13 protein-coding genes and 2 pseudogenes are annotated in these 18471 nt (G+C 60.0%); all 15 read left to right on the top strand.

Going from position 1 to position 18471, the window contains the following annotated elements:
* The first annotated feature begins 244 nt into the window (after positions 1–244).
* Entirely contained in the window at positions 245–748 is a 504-nt protein-coding gene (tssB, locus tag AC3IP0_RS17015) for a type VI secretion system contractile sheath small subunit (protein ID WP_489316265.1), read from the top strand.
* A 34-nt stretch (positions 749–782) separates the two neighbouring features.
* The gene (tssC, locus tag AC3IP0_RS17010) at positions 783–2321 is read left to right on the top strand and encodes a type VI secretion system contractile sheath large subunit (protein WP_489325423.1); all 1539 of its coding nucleotides are present in this window, start codon (positions 783–785) and stop codon (positions 2319–2321) included.
* A gap of 41 nt (positions 2322–2362) precedes the next feature.
* Positions 2363–3718 carry a type VI secretion system baseplate subunit TssK gene (tssK, locus tag AC3IP0_RS17005; protein WP_046042391.1) on the top strand — a complete coding sequence of 452 codons (1356 nt, stop codon included), beginning with the start codon at positions 2363–2365 and terminating at the stop codon, positions 3716–3718.
* The gene (gene tssL / locus AC3IP0_RS17000) at positions 3715–4392 is read left to right on the top strand and encodes a type VI secretion system protein TssL, short form (protein WP_489316263.1); all 678 of its coding nucleotides are present in this window, start codon (positions 3715–3717) and stop codon (positions 4390–4392) included. Before tssK ends, tssL begins: the two co-directional genes overlap by 4 nt.
* A gap of 10 nt (positions 4393–4402) precedes the next feature.
* Complete coding sequence (locus AC3IP0_RS16995) at positions 4403–6142, top strand: OmpA family protein (RefSeq protein ID WP_489316262.1); 1740 nt, start codon at positions 4403–4405, stop codon at positions 6140–6142.
* 15 nt (positions 6143–6157) lie between these two features.
* A complete protein-coding gene (locus AC3IP0_RS16990; protein ID WP_489316261.1) occupies positions 6158–6649 on the top strand; it encodes an Hcp family type VI secretion system effector in 492 nt (163 codons plus the stop codon).
* Between the two features lie 147 nt (positions 6650–6796).
* Complete coding sequence (gene tssH, locus AC3IP0_RS16985; RefSeq protein ID WP_489325421.1) at positions 6797–9439, top strand: type VI secretion system ATPase TssH; 2643 nt, start codon at positions 6797–6799, stop codon at positions 9437–9439.
* Positions 9436–12174, top strand: coding sequence for a type VI secretion system Vgr family protein (locus AC3IP0_RS16980; protein WP_489316259.1), 2739 nt, complete (start codon positions 9436–9438; stop codon positions 12172–12174). Before tssH ends, AC3IP0_RS16980 begins: the two co-directional genes overlap by 4 nt.
* Positions 12171–14078, top strand: a complete 1908-nt coding sequence (locus AC3IP0_RS16975) for a phospholipase D-like domain-containing protein (protein ID WP_489316258.1) — start codon at positions 12171–12173, stop codon at positions 14076–14078. The genes AC3IP0_RS16980 and AC3IP0_RS16975 overlap by 4 nt, the downstream gene beginning before the upstream one ends.
* Entirely contained in the window at positions 14078–15367 is a 1290-nt protein-coding gene (locus tag AC3IP0_RS16970) for an SEL1-like repeat protein (protein WP_489316257.1), read from the top strand. Before AC3IP0_RS16975 ends, AC3IP0_RS16970 begins: the two co-directional genes overlap by 1 nt.
* 1 nt (position 15368) lies before the next feature.
* Positions 15369–15800 (top strand): annotated as a pseudogene (locus tag AC3IP0_RS16965) (hypothetical protein); the annotation flags it as partial.
* Entirely contained in the window at positions 15800–17089 is a 1290-nt protein-coding gene (locus tag AC3IP0_RS16960; RefSeq protein WP_489316256.1) for an SEL1-like repeat protein, read from the top strand. The pseudogene AC3IP0_RS16965 and the gene AC3IP0_RS16960, both read left to right, overlap by 1 nt.
* 1 nt (position 17090) lies before the next feature.
* Positions 17091–17346, top strand: a pseudogene (locus tag AC3IP0_RS16955) (hypothetical protein); the annotation flags it as partial.
* A gap of 239 nt (positions 17347–17585) precedes the next feature.
* Positions 17586–18143 carry a hypothetical protein gene (locus tag AC3IP0_RS16950; protein ID WP_489325418.1) on the top strand — a complete coding sequence of 186 codons (558 nt, stop codon included), beginning with the start codon at positions 17586–17588 and terminating at the stop codon, positions 18141–18143.
* Positions 18140–18403, top strand: a complete 264-nt coding sequence (locus AC3IP0_RS16945) for a PAAR domain-containing protein (RefSeq protein WP_489316254.1) — start codon at positions 18140–18142, stop codon at positions 18401–18403. The genes AC3IP0_RS16950 and AC3IP0_RS16945 overlap by 4 nt, the downstream gene beginning before the upstream one ends.
* The last annotated feature ends 68 nt before the right edge of the window (positions 18404–18471 follow it).

Raw genomic sequence — 18471 nt, 5'->3', positions numbered from 1 at the left:
TTTATATGCTTGTCGTGGGTAGTATGACTTCGTACGATAGTTCACCATTGCCTCCTGAAAGTTTTAAGCTTTTGTTTCATTAATTGCACTTTCACTTCAAAAGGTTCATTTTTTTGCGGCCGAGACAAGGTCGCGAGCGATGGCTGTTAGTTTATCTGGATATGTCAATGCAATGGCTGAACCAGATTTTTGTAGTTGATTATTTGTAACTGTGCATGCAGTTACAAATATCCAAGGAGGATTTATGGCTTCTGGTAGTTTTCAAAACGAAGTGCCAAAGGCACGAATCAACATCAAACTCGATTTGCATACTGGCGATGCCCAGAAAAAAACCGAATTGCCGCTCAAGTTGATGGTGATGGGCGACTACAGTAACGGCAAGGAACAGCGCCCTTTATCCGAGAGAAGCAAAGTCGCCATCGACAAGAACAACTTCGATAGCGTACTGGCCGAATTTTCTCCCGAGCTCAAGCTGGCGGTGGCCAATACCCTGGTGGAGGATGCCAGCGAAGCGGAGGTCGTTCTGGGTTTCCAGAGCATGAAGGATTTCGAGCCAGAGCAGGTGGCCCGGCAAGTTCCGCAACTGCGCGCACTGCTGGCAATGCGCAACCTGCTGCGCGACCTCAAGTCCAACCTTCTGGACAATGCCAGGTTTCGTCTGGAGCTGGAGCGAATCCTCATGGACGAGGCACTGACTGACGAACTGCGAGGCGAGTTGGCTGCATTGGCTCCGCAAGCCGTTCGTTAATTAACCTCGGTCTGTTTAAAAGGAAGTTTTCACAATGTCTATCGAACATTCTCACACGCAATCGCGTGGCACTACGGTGTTGCCTGAAGAAAGCCAGGGTGTGTATGGCGCACTGTTTGGCAAGATCAATCTCAATCCGGTAAAAGCGTTGGGCGAGATTGAAATGTTTCAAAGCTCCGAGGCACTGTCGGACGTTTCTGTCGATGAGCGTGTTACCGCTGCGGTCAGTGTTTTCCTGAAGTTGATAAAGCAGTCTTCGCGCAAGGTCCGGCGTCTGGACAGGACACTGCTGGATGAACATATCGCATCGCTGGATGCGCAAATCAGCCGCCAATTGGACGCTGTGATGCATCACCCGGATTTCCAGCGGGTCGAGTCCACCTGGCGCGGTGTGAAATCGTTGATCGATCAGACCGATTTCCGCCAGAACGTGCGGATCGAATTGCTGGATATCAGCAAGGATCACCTGGTCCAGGATTTCGAGGATGCACCGGAGATCGCGCAAAGCGGTCTGTACATGCATACCTACACCCAGGAGTACGACACACCGGGCGGTGAGCCGATCGCCGCTGCCATTTCCAACTTCGAATTCGACCGCAGCCCGCAAGACATTGCCTTGCTGCGCAACATCTCCAAAGTCTCGGCAGCCGCGCACATGCCTTTCATTGGCGCCGTCGGCCCGGCCTTCTTTGGCAAGCGTTCGATGGAAGAAGTCGCCGCGATCAAGGACATCGGCAACTACTTTGACCGTGCCGAATACCTCAAGTGGAAAGCGTTCCGCGACAGCGATGATGCGCGATACATCGGTTTGCTCATGCCCCGTGTGCTGGGCCGCCTGCCGTATGGCCCGGACACCGTTCCGGTGCGCAGCTTCAACTACATCGAAAGCGTCAAGGGACCGGACCACGACAAATACCTGTGGACCAACGCCTCGTTCGCCTTCGCTGCCAACATGGTCAAGAGCTTCATCGCCAACGGCTGGTGCGTGCAGATCCGCGGTCCGCAGTCGGGTGGCGCGGTCACCGACCTGCCGATCCACTTGTACGACCTGGGCACTGGCAATCAGGTGAAGATCCCTTCGGAAGTGATGATTCCCGAAACACGCGAGTTCGAGTTCGCCAACCTCGGTTTCATCCCGCTTTCGTACTACAAGAACCGTGACTACGCGTGCTTCTTCTCGGCCAACTCCGCGCAGAAACCGGCGTTGTACGACACCCCGGAGGCCACCGCCAACAGCCGGATCAATGCGCGACTGCCATACATATTCCTGCTGTCGCGCATTGCCCATTACCTGAAGCTGATCCAGCGCGAAAACATCGGCACCACCAAGGATCGCCGTTTGTTGGAGCTGGAGTTGAACAAGTGGGTCAGCGGGCTGGTCACCGAGATGAACGATCCGGGCGACTCGCTGCAGGCTTCGCACCCGTTGCGGGCTGGCCGGGTCACCGTCGAAGACATCGAGGACAACCCGGGTTTCTTCCGCGTCAAGTTGTATGCCGTGCCGCATTTCCAGGTGGAAGGCATGGACGTCAACCTGTCGCTGGTTTCGCAGATGCCCAAGGCGAAAGCCTGAGTCCTTTTCACATCCACGCCATTTCGTAGGGATAGGATCTCATGAAAATCGACCGCCCCTTGTGGGCCGCGGGGGCATTGCTGTCCCCACAGCAATTCCAGCAGCAGGCGCGCTGGGAGGCCTGGGCCAACGAGTGCCTGGCTCGTCTGTGCCTGGTGCACCCTTGGGGCGTTCGCAGTGTCGCCTTCGACCTGGAAGCTCTGCGCCTGGGCACGCTCAAGGCCACCCGGCTCAATCTGCGGATGCCGGACGGTACCCTGATCGACAGCGATCAAGTGGATCGGCTGCCCCCCGGTCTCGACCTGTCGCGCCTGCAGACCGGTGACAGCCAGACAGCTACCTTGCTGCTGGCCCTGCCGCTGGAGCAGGCCAATGGCAATAACTGCCTGTTCGATGGCGGGCAAGGGGATCGGCCTACCCGATATCGCCAGGACTGGCGACGGGTGCAGGACATCTACACCGATGAGGTGCAATCGGTCGGCGTGCTGGAACAGGTGCTGAGCCTGCGCTTCGAGCACGACGAGAACGGCGATTACCTGACCTGTCCCATCGCACGGTTGATGCGCGACGGGCAGGGCGCCTGGAGCCTTGACCCCGATTACATTCCGCCGTTGCTCAGTTTCGCCGCGCACCCGGGGTTGCTGACGCAATTGGATAACCTGTTGAGCCAGCTGTCCTCCAAACGCCAGCGACTGATGGGCATGCGCCGCGAAAGCAATCAACGCATGGCCGACTTCGCCGTTGCCGACGTGTCATTGTTCTGGCTGCTCAATGCCTTGAACACTTACCAGCCGGTGTTGGCCGATCTCAAGGCCTGGCCTGCGCGACCTCCCGAGCAGGTCTATCTGGAGTTGACGAAACTGGCCGGCAGCCTGCTGACCTTTTCCCTCGAACACGATGTCGAGCAGATTCCGCCTTACCGCCACGAAGACCTGGAAAGTGTGTTCCCGCCACTTTTGCGCATGATTTCCACCTTGCTGGAGGCCAGCCTGCCTTCGCGGGTCATTGCCCTGGACCTTGAAGAAAGTTCGGCCAATCGCTGGCAGGTGCGCCTCGATGACCATCGACTGCGCGAGCCAGACAGCGCCGACTTCTACCTGTCGGTGCGTTGCCGCCTGCCAGCGGTGCAACTGCAGAGCCAGTTCCCGCGCCTGTGCAAGATCGGTACACCGGACGAAGTCGATCAACTGGTCAACGCCGCCCTCGACGGCGTGCCGTTGCAGTCCCTCAGCCATGTGCCGGCGGCCATTCCCCTGCGCCTGGAAAACCAGTACTTCGCCCTCGACCTCAACCATGTCAAGGGCAAAGCCATCCTGGCTCAGGGCGTTTGTGCCTTCTACGTCCCGAGCACCCTGGCCGACGTCAAACTTGAACTGTTCGCGGTACTACGTGCATGAACCTGATCGAAACGAAAAAACACGACGCGGTTGATATCGACGCATTGCTGCAGGACAGCTATCTGCTGGTGGTCGAGTTGCGGCAGGGGGCGTCGGCGCAGAACAGCGATGAAGTCAAAGCGCTGTGCGTGCAGCAGGTTGAGCGCGTTCGCCAGTCTCTCGAAGAGGCCGGCCTGGCGCAACGCAGCATCGACCATATCAGCCATGCGCAATGCGCGTTGCTGGATGAAACCATGCTCAACCTCACCCGCGACAATGCCCATTCGCGCTGGGCCAGCGAACCCTTGCAAACGAAGTTTTTCAATCGCCATCAGGCCGGGGTGTTCCTTTATGAGGACATGCGTGAGGTGCTGCGCGAACCCGCAGCGGACCTACTTGTGCTGACAGCGTTCCAGCGGGTACTGACCCTGGGTTTCAAGGGCCGTTATGCCGATATCGGTGACCCCGAGCGCGAGCAATTGCTGACCGCCCTGAATGAGCGTGTCGCGCCTTTGAAATTGCATCGGCGCTCGACCGCAACGGCCAGCGGCAGTCGGGGCATGACGCTGTTCCCTGGATTGCGCTCGCCCCTGGTCAATGCCCTGGCAGCCGGCCTGTTGCTGGTCGCTCTCTGGTACGGGCTCGATCAGTGGCTGGGTGGCTTGGCGGCGACCCTGTTATCCGCGGGCGCCTGAGGTGGGGTCAATGACGCTCAAACTCAAACAGGGGCTCTGGCTGTGGGCCGGTGTACTGGCCCTGACGCTGCTGGCGATCATCCCGTTTGGCGGATGGACGCGCGGGGTTGGCGTTTTGATTGTTGTCGGCAGCGTCGCGCTGGCGTGGGTGCGGGCGGTGCGTCAGACAGCAAAGCAACAGGAACTGCACGGTTCCCTCGATGATTTCACGCTGCCACCGGCGAGCTTCCGCCAACCCGTTGTGCTGGTCTGTGGCGATGGCCTGTCCAATCTGTTTGGTGAAGCGGGCGCCGATCATCCGGCGCAGCGTTTGACCCAGCAGGGGTGTTACCTGCGGGTTTCCAGTACGGAGCAACTGCCGGGGCTGGTCGACCGCATCATAACCATGCGCCCCCAGTGGGGCGGACAGCTCGGGGTAATGCTCATCGTCAACCCGGGCGAGCACACCAATGCCGGGGTGTTGGCCGGGCAGGTGCGCACCTTCAATCATCAGGTCGCGCTGACGCGCAAGCGCGGCTTTAGCTTGCCGTTGATGCTGGTCAGCTATCTGCAGTCCCCTGCAGCCAAAGGGGCCTGGTTCAGTTGGGGCGCCGGCCAGGACCGCTGCAACATTCTGCAGGCGGGGACCAGCTTCAGCCCGAACGACTGGTACCGGCAGTCCGCTTGCAGTGAAGTCCATACCCAACGTTTGCAGGCCGGCATCCAGCTCAACAGTGCAGCTGCCTGGCTGGACGAACATGTCCTGGCGCACTTCACCCGCCGTGAAGGTCGCCACGCTATCGGCCTGCCGCTGGTGTGGGCCTGCACCCTGGTGCCGACACTGCCCGGTTATGTGCCCGGCAACTTGTGGCGGCAATGGCAGCGGGACAAGACCGCGCTGCTGGACGCCGATGGCGCTATACAGGAAACGGGGGAGCCGTTGCCGTTTCCTGACCCTCTGCTGAGTCTGCTGCCCCGGCAGCCTCAACCATCGCCCAAGCGTGGCGCAATCGTGATCGCCGTATGGCTGTTCACGTTTGCCACCGTTGTCGCCCTGATCAGCTCGACCTGGCAGAACACCATGCTGCTGCGCCAGGTCAGTGACGACCTGCGGCGCTACACATCCATTGCCCCGCCGACGCGTCTTGAGCAAGCCGAATTCGCCCGGCGCGAGGATGCGTTGAACGTGCTGCGCGAGGACGCGGTTCGCCTTGACGCCTACTACCGCCTGGGCGCGCCCCTGGCGCTGGGGCTGGGCCTGTATCACGGCGAGCGCCTGCGTGACCGGGTGTTGACGACCATCGCCGATCACAAGCAACCGTCGACCCGCCCGCTGGTGGCACGTACCGCGCGAACGGTGCGCCTGGACAGTCTGTCGCTGTTCAGCAGCGCCAGCGCCCGGCTCAAGCCTGAATCAACCAGGGTGCTGATCGATGCCCTGGTCGGCATCAAGGCCCAGCCTGGCTGGCTGATCGTCATCGCCGGGCATACCGATGCCGTGGGCAGCGACGAACACAACCTGCACTTGTCCCGTGCCCGCGCGGCAGCGGTACGTGAGTGGATGCAACGCATGGGTGGCATCCCCGACAGCTGCTTCGCGGTGCAGGGCTTTGGCAAGAGCCAGCCGATCGCGAGCAATGACACCGAGGCGGGGCGTCAAGCCAACCGTCGCGTCGATATCCGTCTGGTGCCGGAAGCGGGGGCCTGCGCGCTACCCACGGCCGGGACTGACATACAACCCCCTGTCGCAAACGCGGCATCAGTGTTCTGAGAGAAGGAGCTTCACATGGCAATTCCCGTTTACCTGTGGCTAAAAGATGACGGTGGCGCGGACCTCAAAGGGTCAGTGGACGTACAAAAGCGCGAAGGCAGCATCGAGGTCGTCGCCCAAGACCACAGCGTGTACATCCCCACCGACAACAATACAGGCAAGTTGACCGGCACGCGGATTCACACTCCGTTCCTGTTTACCAAGGCGATCGATGCCTCCAGCCCGTATCTGTACAAAGCAGTCACCACCGGTCAGACGCTTCAAAGTGCTGAGTTCAAATGGTATCGCATCGACGACGCCGGCCAGGAAATCGAGTACTTCAACACCAAGCTTGAAAACGTCAAGGTGGTGAAAGTCGCGCCGAAAATGCATGACGTCAAGGACGTGAGCAAAGAGCGGCACAACCATCTGGAACAGGTTGAGTTGCGGTACGAGAAGGTCACTTGGACCTATGTAGACGGCAACATCACTCACCCGGATTCCTGGAACGAACGCCCAAGCGCATAACCCTGAACAACCAGCAGGCAGGCACCTGCCTGCTGGTTCCGGTGTTCTGGGTTGAGCGTCTGCTCGCGGACGCTCAACCCAGCCCATCCCGCCCTATATCGCCCCGACCGACCACCCGCTGAATCGTCAGCACAAGGACGTACCACCATGCCCCACAACTCCACGCGCCTGCTTCGCCGCCTCAACCCTTATTGCGCCCAGGCGCTCAGCGCGGCGGCCTCCTTGTGTCAAAGCCGAGCCCATGGGCGAATCAGCATCGAACACTGGCTGCTCAAGTTGCTTGAGCAGGGCGAGGGCGACCTGACCCTGATCGCCCGTCGTCATGAATGGGACATGGACGCACTGTGGCGCGGTCTGCTTGACCATCTCGACACCCTGCCGCGCAGCGTGCAAGGCAAGCCGCAGTTGTGCGGCAAGTTGCACAAACTGATCGAGAGCGCCTGGTTGCGCGCGTCGCTGGAAGGGCATGACAGCTTGCGATCGGCGCACCTGCTGGGCGCGTTGCAGGACAGTCCGCAGCTGCTGGCTTGCGATGCGGCCTGGCCCATGCTGAGCCTCAGTGAAGTCCAGTTGCAGCAGTTGTCGACGCTGCTCGATCAACACTCCGAGGAACGCCCGCAAGTCCAACAGCAAAGTGCGTTGGACCAGCCCCCGGCACTGCCCATCTCCGGTGCTGCCGCGCACGATGCCCTGCAAGCGGTGCTCGACAAATTCACCCAGGACATCACCGCCAGGGCGCGGGCAGGGCAGGTCGACCCGGTGTTCGGGCGTGACGATGAAATCCGCCAGGTCATCGACATCCTCAGCCGGAGGCGCAAGAACAACCCGATCCTCGTCGGCGAGCCCGGCGTGGGCAAGACCGCGCTGGTCGAAGGCCTGGCCCTGCGCATTGCCGACGGCAACGTGCCGGACAGCTTAAAGGCGGTCAGCGTGCGCACCCTGGACCTTGGCCTGCTGCAAGCAGGCGCCGGGGTAAAAGGCGAATTCGAACAACGCCTGAAAAACGTCATCGACGCCGTGCAGCAGTCGGCCAACCCGGTGCTGCTGTTCATCGACGAGGCTCACACCCTGATCGGCGCCGGTAACCAGGCGGGCGGGGCGGATGCGGCGAATCTGCTCAAGCCGGCCCTCGCGCGAGGCGAATTGCGCACCATCGCCGCGACCACCTGGAGCGAATACAAACAGTACTTCGAGCGCGATGCCGCCCTGGAGCGGCGCTTTCAGATGGTCAAGGTCGACGAGCCGGACGATACCAGCGCCTGCCTGATGCTGCGCGGCCTCAAGGCCCGTTACGCCAGCCATCACGGCGTGCACATCCAGGACGCGGCGGTGCAGGCCGCGGTCAGCCTGTCGCGGCGCTACCTCACGGGCCGCCAGCTGCCGGACAAGGCCGTCGACCTGCTCGACACCGCCAGCGCGCGGGTGCGCATGAGCCTCGACTGCGAGCCCCAGGCACTGGTGCGGCTCAAGGCCCGGCATGCAGCGCTGGAGCTGGAGCGGCGTGCACTGGAACAGGATGTGCAACTCAATGGCAGCGACTTGAGCGAACGATTGACGCTGATCGCCGGGCAGCAGGTCGAGCTGCAACAACAGCAGGATGACCTGCTGCGCCAGTACCGCTACGAACTCGACCTGACCCGCCAATTGCTCGATGCGCGTCAGGCCGAACCGGCCCGCAGCGATCTCTGCGCGAAACTGCAGGAGCAATTGCTGCGGGCCCAGGGCTGCCAGCCAATGCTGTCCCTCGACGTCGATGCACGCAGCGTTGCCGAAGTGATCGCCGACTGGACCGGCGTGCCCCTGGGCAGTTTGCTCAAGGATGAACAGGCCAGCCTACTGGACCTCGAACAGCAACTGGCCGCGCGAGTGATTGGCCAGGACCATGCCCTCGGTGCCCTGGCCCAGCGACTGCGCGCGGCCAAGACCGGCCTGACCGAAGAGCAGGCGCCGCTCGGGGTATTTTTGCTGGTCGGCACCAGCGGCGTCGGCAAGACCGAAACCGCCCTGGCGCTGGCGGACTGCCTGTTCGGTGGCGAAAAATCCCTGATCACCCTCAACCTGTCCGAGTACCAGGAAGCCCACACCGTCAGCCAGCTCAAGGGCTCGCCACCGGGTTACGTCGGTTACGGCCAGGGCGGCGTGCTCACCGAAGCGGTGCGCCAGCGGCCCTATAGCGTGGTGCTGCTGGATGAAGTGGAAAAGGCCCACCGCGACGTGCTCAACCTGTTCTACCAGGTGTTCGACCGCGGCTTCATGCGCGATGGCGAAGGACGCGAAATCGACTTCCGCAACACTGTCATCCTGATGACCTCCAACCTTGGCAGCGATGAGCTGCAAAACGGTCTGCGCGAACAGCCCGAAGCCAGCGACAGCGACTTGCACGAATGGCTGCGACCGCTGCTGCGCGAGCACTTCCAGCCGGCGTTGCTCGCCCGCTTCCAGACCCTGATCTACCGCCCGCTGCTGGCCGACGCGCTCAAGCATATCGTCGCCTTGAAACTTGCCAAGGTCGCCAGGCGCCTGCACAGCCATTACGGCCTGACCTGCCAGATCGAGGATGGCCTGCACGATGCATTGGTCGCCGCCTGCCTGCTGGCCGACACCGGTGCGCGCAACATCGACAGCCTGCTCAACCAGCAGATTCTGCCGGCGCTCAGCCAACAGCTGCTGCAGCGTCAGGCCGCCAAATACAAAACCCTTGGCGTGACCCTGGGCTGCAGCGATGAGGAGGGCATCACGCTGCAATTCACCGACGGACCTTCAGTCGTTGCACCGGAGGGCCGAGCATGAACCCGGTCTTCGGCCACAACCGCTACACACTCCAGGTCGACAAACTCGACACTCACCTCGACGTCCTCGCCTTCGAGGGCCATGAGTACCTTAGCCAACCCTACCTCTACCGCATCGAATTCACCGCCAGCGACCTCGACATCGGCGCGGAAAAATTCATCGGCCAGTACGCCGAATTCAGCCTGTTCGCCGCCCCCTCGACCCTGCACGTGGCCTCCTGGGAAGTGCCCAAGCCGCCCAAGCCCATGCGCACCGTCTATGGCCGCATCACCGCCTGCCAACGCCTGTCCGGCTCGGTCGACGAAGCCCGCTACGAAGTCACCCTGCAACCGCGTCTGGCCCTGCTCGATCGCGGCCAGCAAACGCGGATCTATCAGCACCAGTCCGTGCCGGACATCGTCAAAAGCATCCTGCGCGACCGCCATGGTCTGGACACGGGGCACTTTCGCTTCAACCTCAAGCGTGACTACCCGCAACGCGAGCAGGTGATGCAGTACCAGGAAAGCGACCTGGCTTTCATCAGCCGGATCCTGGCCGACGTCGGCATCTGGTTCCGCTGCATCCAGCACGAAGAGCTCGCCTTCGACGTCGTCGAGTTCTGCGACGACCAGCGCTGCTACCAGTTCGACGTCGAACTGCCGCTGCGCTCGCCGTCGGGCTTCAGTAACAGCGAGCAGGACAGCGTCTGGGATCTGCAAACCCACCACCGGGTGGTGGAACAGCACGTCAGCGTACGCGCCTACCACCCCGACGACAGCCGCGCCTACCTCGACGGCGAGGTCGACCAGACCCTCGGCGAGCCCGCCACCCACGGCGTGGCCACGACCCGCGGCGTCGCCGACAACACCTACGGCGAGGCCTACCACTACGCCGAACCCTACCGCGTGCTCGGCAAGTCCCACCTGCGCGACGAAGACCTGCAAAGCGAAAGCGGCTTTTTCTATGCGCGCCTGCGCCACGAACGCTACCTCAACAACCAGACCCACCTCAGCGGCACCAGCAGCAGCGCCACCCTGGCCCCGGGCCAGGTCCTGACCATCAGCGGCGACGCCCCCAAGGCCTTCGCCTCCCGCGTGGTGATCACAAAGATCACCACCCGCGCCGCCCGCGACCGCAGCCTGACCTGCGATTTCGAGGCCATGCCCTACGCCCTGCGCCTGTGCTTTCGCCCAGAGGTCCCGCCCAAACCACAGATCGCCGGCACCCTGCCGGCGCGCGTTACCCACCCCCAGAGCAACCCCCTGTACACCGAAATCGACCTGCAAGGGCGCTGCCGGGTCAAGTTCCTCTTCGACCGCGACACCTGGCCCGCCGGCCGCGAAAGCAAATGGCTGCGCCAGGCCCGCGCCTACGCCGGCGACACCTACGGCCTGCACCTGCCGCTGATCGCTGGCACCGAAGTGGCCATCGCCTTCGAACAGGGCGACCCGGACCGCCCCTACATCGCCCACGCCCTGCACGACGACCAGCACCCGGACCTGGTGACCCAGCGCAACGACCACCGCAACGTGCTGCGCACGCCGGCGAACAACAAGTTGCGACTGGACGACACGCGGGGGCAGGAGCACGTCAAGCTCAGTACCGAGTATGGCGGCAAGAGCCAGCTGAACCTGGGGCATCTGGTGGATGGCCAGCGGAAGAAGCGTGGGGAAGGGTTTGAGCTGCGCACCGATGACTGGGGCAGTTTGCGTGCAGGGAAGGGCGTGTTCATCAGTGCCGATGCGCAGGCCAAGGCGCAAGGCGCGGTGCTGGACATGGACGCCGCCGTGGCCCGCTTGCAACAGGCCGGTGAACAGCTGCAACAACTCTCCAGCGACGCCCAGACCGCCACTGCCGAACCGGCGGACGTGGCCGCGCAACTGAACCTGTTGCGCCAGGACCTGGAACAGCTCAAGTCCCAGGTCCTGCTGCTCAGCGCCCCGCAGGGCATCGCCCTGACCAGCGGCCAGCACCTGCAACTGGCCGCCGAGAAAAACCTGATGCTCAACGCCGGCGGTGAAGCCGACCTCAGCGTGGTCAAGCGTCTGTTCATCGGCGTGGGGCAGGGGGTGAGCCTGTTCGTGCGCAAGCTCGGCATCAAGCTAATCGCCAATCAGGGCCCGGTGAGTGTGCAGTCGCAGAACGACAAGCTGGAGCTGATCGCCCGGCACGGCCTGGACATCACCAGCACCGAAGATGAAATTCACATCACGGCGAAAAAGAAAATCGTCCTCAATGGCGGCGGCAGTTACCTCAGCCTGGATGAGTGTTGCATCGAGTCCGGCACAGCGGGTGATCACAACGTCAAGGCCGCGCACTTCGACTACAGCGGCCCGGCAAGCATGAAGGCCACGCACCCGGACTATCCGCAAAGCCTGTCCCGAGAGACCTTACGGTTCAATTTGCCTCCAGCTGCCAATGTTTCCCGTCATAACTGGGCGGGCATGCCCTACACGCTGTACGCCGACGGCGCGGTTCTCAAAAAAGGCGTGCTGGACAAGACCGGGCAACTGTCGATCGACCATCAGGTCGTCACCCGAGGCTATCGGTTGGTGATGGCCAACGGCGTGGCTTACCAGATCCCGGTACCCACCGAATACCGCAACGCCGAACAGGCGGAACTCGCCAATCGCGGCCTGCACAACCACCCCTCACAAGCCGATGCCGAGGTGAGCCAACCCGCCTCGCACACCGATCACCGCGCGCAGTACGCCGCGCAGATGGACGCCACCGACCAGGAAGGAGAAACCCAATGAGTAGACCCGACATCGTTGTGCCGGTCGCGTTTCAGCACACCAATGAGGTGACCTGCACCCCGCCGTGGTACGTGCAGGACACCGAATACCCGCCTGCCAAGGCAACCTATGAGCCCTTGATCAACGGCGAAGAGGCGTTCAAGGCCGTACATAAGGCCATCTCAGCGGCTGTCAGAACAGTCGACATCATCTGCTGGGGGTTCCAGCCATCGATGTATTTCATTCGCGATGGCGAGGCACCGTGCATTGGCGAGTTGCTCATGCTCAAGGCTCGGGAAGGCATCGAGGTTCGGCTGCTGGGTTGGGAGATGCCGTTCAACAGCGCGGGCTATGGCGGCGAAGCCAACCTGCCCGGAAAAGGCCCCTACCGGTTGCGTAATCGGGCGTTGCAACCGTCCACAGACGAGCAATATGCCTATGACCGCCAGTGGTTTGCCCGATGTGCGTTCAGCGACACCGTGGCGGCTGCGATGCGAGAGGCGCGCAGGGTGCCGGTGTTCGTCAGTCGGGGCTTCAGCGCGTATGAACGCGCCGAAATTGCCCATCAGGTGAAATACCACAGCTTTGATCGACAACTCAGCCCCAGCACGCTGGCCACGTTGAGCGCGACAGCGACTCACCATCAGAAAATGGTCCTGGTCGACTACGAAATATCTGATCGCGCCGTCGGCTTCGTCATGGGCCACAACATGCTCGATGAGTACTGGGACACCAGTGATCACTCGGCCCTGAACCGTGCCAAAGGCCGCAAACCAGCAGCCGATCGAGGCCCGCGTGGCGATACACCACGACAAGACATTTCCAGCCGAGTCAGTGGACCGATTCTCGAGCACCTGCACCACAATTTTGCCAAGGCTTGGCGCAAAGAAACCCGCGAAGACCTGTTCGCCTTGCGCCGTGCCGTGCAGGTAGGCCCGACACTTCAATGCGCGCCGGCCGCCACCGGGCAAATGGCCCAGTTGCTGCGCACCCAGCCGCAGGACGGCAAGCGCGACATCGAGAAGCTCTACCTGCAAGCCGTCAACAACGCGACCCAGTTCATCTACATCGAGAACCAGTATTTCCGCTGGCCACCCTTGGCTGAACTGATCAAGGAAGTTGCCGCCGCCCAAACCAAGGGCGGTCGCGATCCCGGCCTGCACGGCAGCCTGCATCTGTTTGTGATCACCAATGACGAGTACGACGCCATTGGTGCCGGCATGGTGAATACACAGCGCATGCTCGAAAGCCTCGGGCGGGCTGAAACCATGCCCCAAGTCACCAAGTTACGGCGCATCGAGGCGGTAAAAGCGCAGGCTGCACCGCTGGCGCCAAGTTTGGGTGAGCTAGTCGAACAGCGCGCCTTGCTCATGATGACAAGTCTCACCGATACGATGGGCGGAACCGATCTCAGTGAAAAAGCCAGAGAAGCTCAGCGGGAAGCCGCCAAAGCCAATCGTTGGCGACTGGAAGATCTCAACGACAAAATCAGTGCAATCGAGCGCAGCGAAGTTGAAGCGAATCTGAATATACCTGGCCTGAAAGTCCACGTGTGCTCGCTGGTCGCGTCCAACTCGCCGCCCGGTAAATGGATGCCGGTGTATATCCACTCCAAGCTGATGATTGTTGACGATGTCTTCACCACTCATGGTTCGGCCAACATCAATACCCGCAGCATGCAGGTGGACAGTGAGCTGAACATTGCTCATGAGTGGGCGAGTGTGACCCAGGAAATGCGGCGGCAGTTGTGGGATATGCATACGAATAAGAAAGGGGCGCAGGATGATGCGGATACAGCATTCAAGGCTTGGCAGGAGATCATCAAGGACAACAAAGATCGACGGGAAGATAAGTACAACGGCGTGCCGGACGCCCCTCTTGTTGAGTTCTATTACGACAAAGACACCATGCAGGACCTCGACTGATGGGTCATTTGCTTTTGTTTTCTTGCCTGCTGCTCGTCGCCTGTGACAGCCCCAGTGCCTTTAACTCTACGAAGAAGGATCCTCAATTGAACCCGCTCACCGAGATCAAAGCCAAGTTGGCTTTTACCTGCGCTCATGAGCAGATACCTGAAGCCTCAGCCGAGTCCGACGTACTGTTCCAGTACGCCCGCTGGTTGCAGAAAAATAATCAACTCAAACAGGATAAGAGCGTCGATGTGGAAATCGCGCGGTTGTACCGCGTTGCCGCCGAGAACGGTCATTACAAGGCCAACATCAATCTGCAAAATGGGGCGATGCGTGGCCAGTTCACGCTCCGAGGTGAGGAGCATTTGAGGATGAGCCAGGATCTCATCGACGTCGGTGTCGCGACGGGATACTACTTTGTTGGCATTTTCCTCAAGCAGGGCTCGGCGGGGCTGAAGCAGGATGCGCAAATGGCCCTGCGTTATTACCGCAAGGCCGCTGACCAAGGCAGTGCGCAGGCACAGTACTATGTAGCCAACAAACTAGCGCCTAGCGATGTTGCTCCGGACATTGCCCGGCAAATGCGCCGTTGTGCCGCTGAACAGGGTCACGGAGAGGCGGCTACAGAATTAGGGGTCAATCTCAAGAGGAGGGGGCAATATCGAGAAGCGCTTGAGGCATACCAACTTGGAGTGGCCGCCGGGGATGATACTTCAGCCGGTTTTATTTGGGAGGGATTTCGAGGTCCAGAACCTACGAATCGATTGCACTATCTTGGTCAAAAGGAAGATACGGAGCGCGCAGAACGTTACGGAAAAATCTGGAAAGTGCTCTCTGGCTATTCCTACGCCAACCCCAAAGTCCCGGAAATAAACGAGATTGCTCCCCTCCCACCGGCCAAGCTCCCAGCCTGGGACGGCAAACTGCAATGGCTCGAAGAACGCCTGGCCAACGTCCCCCCAGAAAAGCCCAGTGAAGCCCTGATCCGGCAGCTTGCCAAGGCCAAACTCCTCGATCCCGCCTCCGGCCGGCCGCTGCCAAGCTCTCCCGATTTCATTCAGGCGTCATTCCCCAAGCCGACCTGCAACAGTGGCCAAGCTTGCCCACAGTCCGGCTACTGGGAAGCTGTACGGGTAGCCGATACGGACTACTCCATCCTCAAAGACGCAGAGCCTCGCCGTTTTGAAAAAGGCGAGGTCATGCCAACCCTGAGAGTCCAGAGTCGCCATACCCGCTTCTTGCTCGCTGATCGAATTACCGTCCAGGAGGAAAACATTGAATGGAGATTGCTCGGTGAAGCCTGAAATATCGGCGTCCACTTGGGCTGATTACAAGCAGTACTTTGAGCGCGATATTGCCCTGCAGCGGTGCTTCCAGTTCGTCAAGGTCGACGAGCTGGACGATGCCCGTGCCTGCCTGATGCTTCGCGCAATGATTATTGACGACGTGTTCACCACTCATGGTTCGGCCAACATCAATACCCGCAGCATGCAGGTGGACAGTGAGCTGAACATTGCTCATGAGTGGGCGAGTGTGACCCAGGAAATGCGGCGGCAGTTGTGGGATCTGCATACGGATAAAAAGGGGGCGCAGGATGATGCAGGCAAGGCATTCAAGGCCTGGCAGGAGATCATCACGGAGAACAAAAAGCGTCGGGGGGACAAAGTAAAGGGTGTGCCGGACACTTCTCTCGTCGAGTTTTATTACGACAAAGACACCATGCAGGACCTCGACTGATGCGCTGTTTAATCCTGCTTTCCTGTTTGCTACTGGGGGCTTGTGACAGCCCCGGCGCCTTTAACTCTACGAAGAAGGATCCTCTATTGAACCCGCTCACCGAGATCAAAGCCAAGCTGGCCTTTACCTGCGCTCATGAGCAGATACCTGAAGCCTCAGCCGAGTCGGATGTATTGTTCCAATACGCCCGCTGGTTGCAGAAAAACAATCAACTCAAACAGGATAAAAGCGTCGATGTGGAAATCGAACGGTTGTACCGCATTGCCGCCGAGAGCGGCCATTACAAGGCCAACATAAACTTGCAGAACGGTGCGATGCGTGGCCAGTTCAAGCTCCGGGGTGAGGAACACTTGAGGATGAGCCAAGAGCTCATCGACGTCGGTGTCGCGACGGGATACTACTTTGTTGGCGTTTTTCTCAAGCAGGGCTCGACGGGGTTGAAGCAGGATGCGCAAATGTCGCTGCGTTATTACCGCAAGGCTGCCGATGAGGGCAGCGCGCAAGCGCAGTACTATGTGGGTGACAAACTGGCTCCTAGCGATATTGCTCCGGACATTGCCCGGCAAATGCGTCGATGTGCCGCTGAGCAAGGTCACGGCGAAGCAGCTGTCATGGAATCGCTTTACTTAAGAGACGAACAAAAATATAGCGAAGCAATTGAAGTCTTGCAGATGGGGGTGGCGGGGGGGAGTGACAGCGCTGCCGGCCGCTTAGAGGCAGCATTTCGCGCGCCGCCACCCTCTAATACGATGCATTACATCGGGCAATTGGAAGACATTGAACGAGCCGAACGCTACGAAAAAATCTGGAAAGTGCTCTCTGGCTATTCCTACGCCAACCCCAAAGTCCCGGAAATAAACGAGATTGCTCCCCTCCCACCGGCCAAGCTCCCAGCCTGGGACGGCAAACTGCAATGGCTCGAAGAACGCCTGGCCAACGTCCCGCCAGAAAAACCCAGCGAAACCCTGATTCACCAACTGGCCAAAGCCAAACTTCTCGATCCCGCCTCCGGCCGGCCCCTGCCAAACTCTCCCGATTTCATCCAGGCGTCTTTCCCCAAACCGACCTGCAACACTGGCCAAGCTTGCCCACAGGCCGGCTACTGGGAAGCTGTGCGGGTAGCCGATACAGACTACTCCATCCTCAAAGACGCAGAGCCCCGCCGTTTTGAAAAGGGCGAGGTCATGCCAACCCTGAAAGTCCAGAGTCGCCATAGCCGCTTCTTGCTCGCTGATCGAATTACCGTCCAAGAGGAAAACATTGAATGGAGATTGCTCGGTGAAGCCTGAGATCGTTACGACTACTTGGAGCGGATACAAGCAATACCTCGAGCGCGATGTTGCGCTGGAGCTGCACTTACAGATGATCAAAGTCGACGAGCCGGACAATGCCAGCGCCTGCCTGCTGCTGCGCGATCTCATGGCGCGTAACGCGAGCCACCACGGCGTCCATATCCAGGAAGTGACAGTGCAGGCCGCTGGCAGCCTGTCCCGACACTACCCTAGGCCGGCAGTTGCCGGACAAGGCCGTCGACGAGTGGGACACGGTTCTGTGTTCTGGGTGACAAAGAAAAATCTTCTCTGCGATACCAATACCGGAAATATTGGCTGGTCGATGGATAAAAAAATAACAACAAAAAAATGCAGGTGCAATTACGAGAGAGGGGTAAGGAGACCTATTCGAAGTGTATGAAAGGGCGGGCGGAAGATCATCCATTGCAATATTTTTAATTGCGCTCTGCAGATCGTGTGCGGGGTAAATAAAAGCGCGAAAACGCTATTTTGTTTGCTGCTTTGTTTGGCGTCGACGGATTATTCCAATGCCGACATAAAACAGGCAATAACTGACGGTGGGCAGGCACAACTGCAAATGGTAGGCGGCGCGAACTTTCGACTGAAATTATTGGTAGATGTCGATGCCGCTCTTTATGACGACGACAAGCACAAGTTAGGGGCGAGTGAGTATGTTTCGTTATTTCAAATTTTATCCTCGAACACTGCACAGACTTCAGGTTTATGCGGCGCGGGAAGCGAAGTCTGGCTTTACGTGTATCAAGTCAAGAGTGCCAGCCTCATTGAAAAAACCAAGGTGTTGGTGAGCAGCTGTTTGCGATCGATTTCGCTGGAAAGTCAGAACTCCGGAGCGCAGCAGCAAGACCTGGATTTCTCTTCGGTGCAGTGGAATACCGAGGGGTTTTCCATTCAGTGGTTCGAACATGCAGGTGCTGACGGTCGGTCATTGCAGCGTTCGAACTTTGTCCTGCATGAGGGGGCTTTCTTGCGACAAGACGTATCGATTGAAGAGAGTCCGAGCAACGGGTCATTAAAAAGGGAGAGGAAATGAAAGGCATCATTCGTATTGGCGATAAAACCACCGGTGGCGGCGAGGTGCTTTCAGGTTCCGCCGTCATGCGGTTCGACGGGATAGGTGTGGCGCGTGAAGGAGATCCGGTGCTTTGTCCGGTTCCAGGTCACGGTCGCACCGTGATCACCGAGGGGCATCCGGCGTTTCGTGACAACGGTGTTCCGGTTGCATTTGACGGACATCGCTGTGCGTGCGGGTGTGTACTGATTTCCTCGTTACCTGTAGCGGGTGCGAGCTAAGCCATGCCGGTCAGATTGGATAAGGTCCCTGCACAGGCGGTGAGACCCACACGGCCCCGTGCCTGGCT

Source organism: Pseudomonas sp. GL_103 (genome assembly GCF_057835175.1).
The sequence above is the reverse complement of the archived record's forward strand: the minus strand, read 5'-3'. Positions and strand labels throughout refer to the sequence as shown.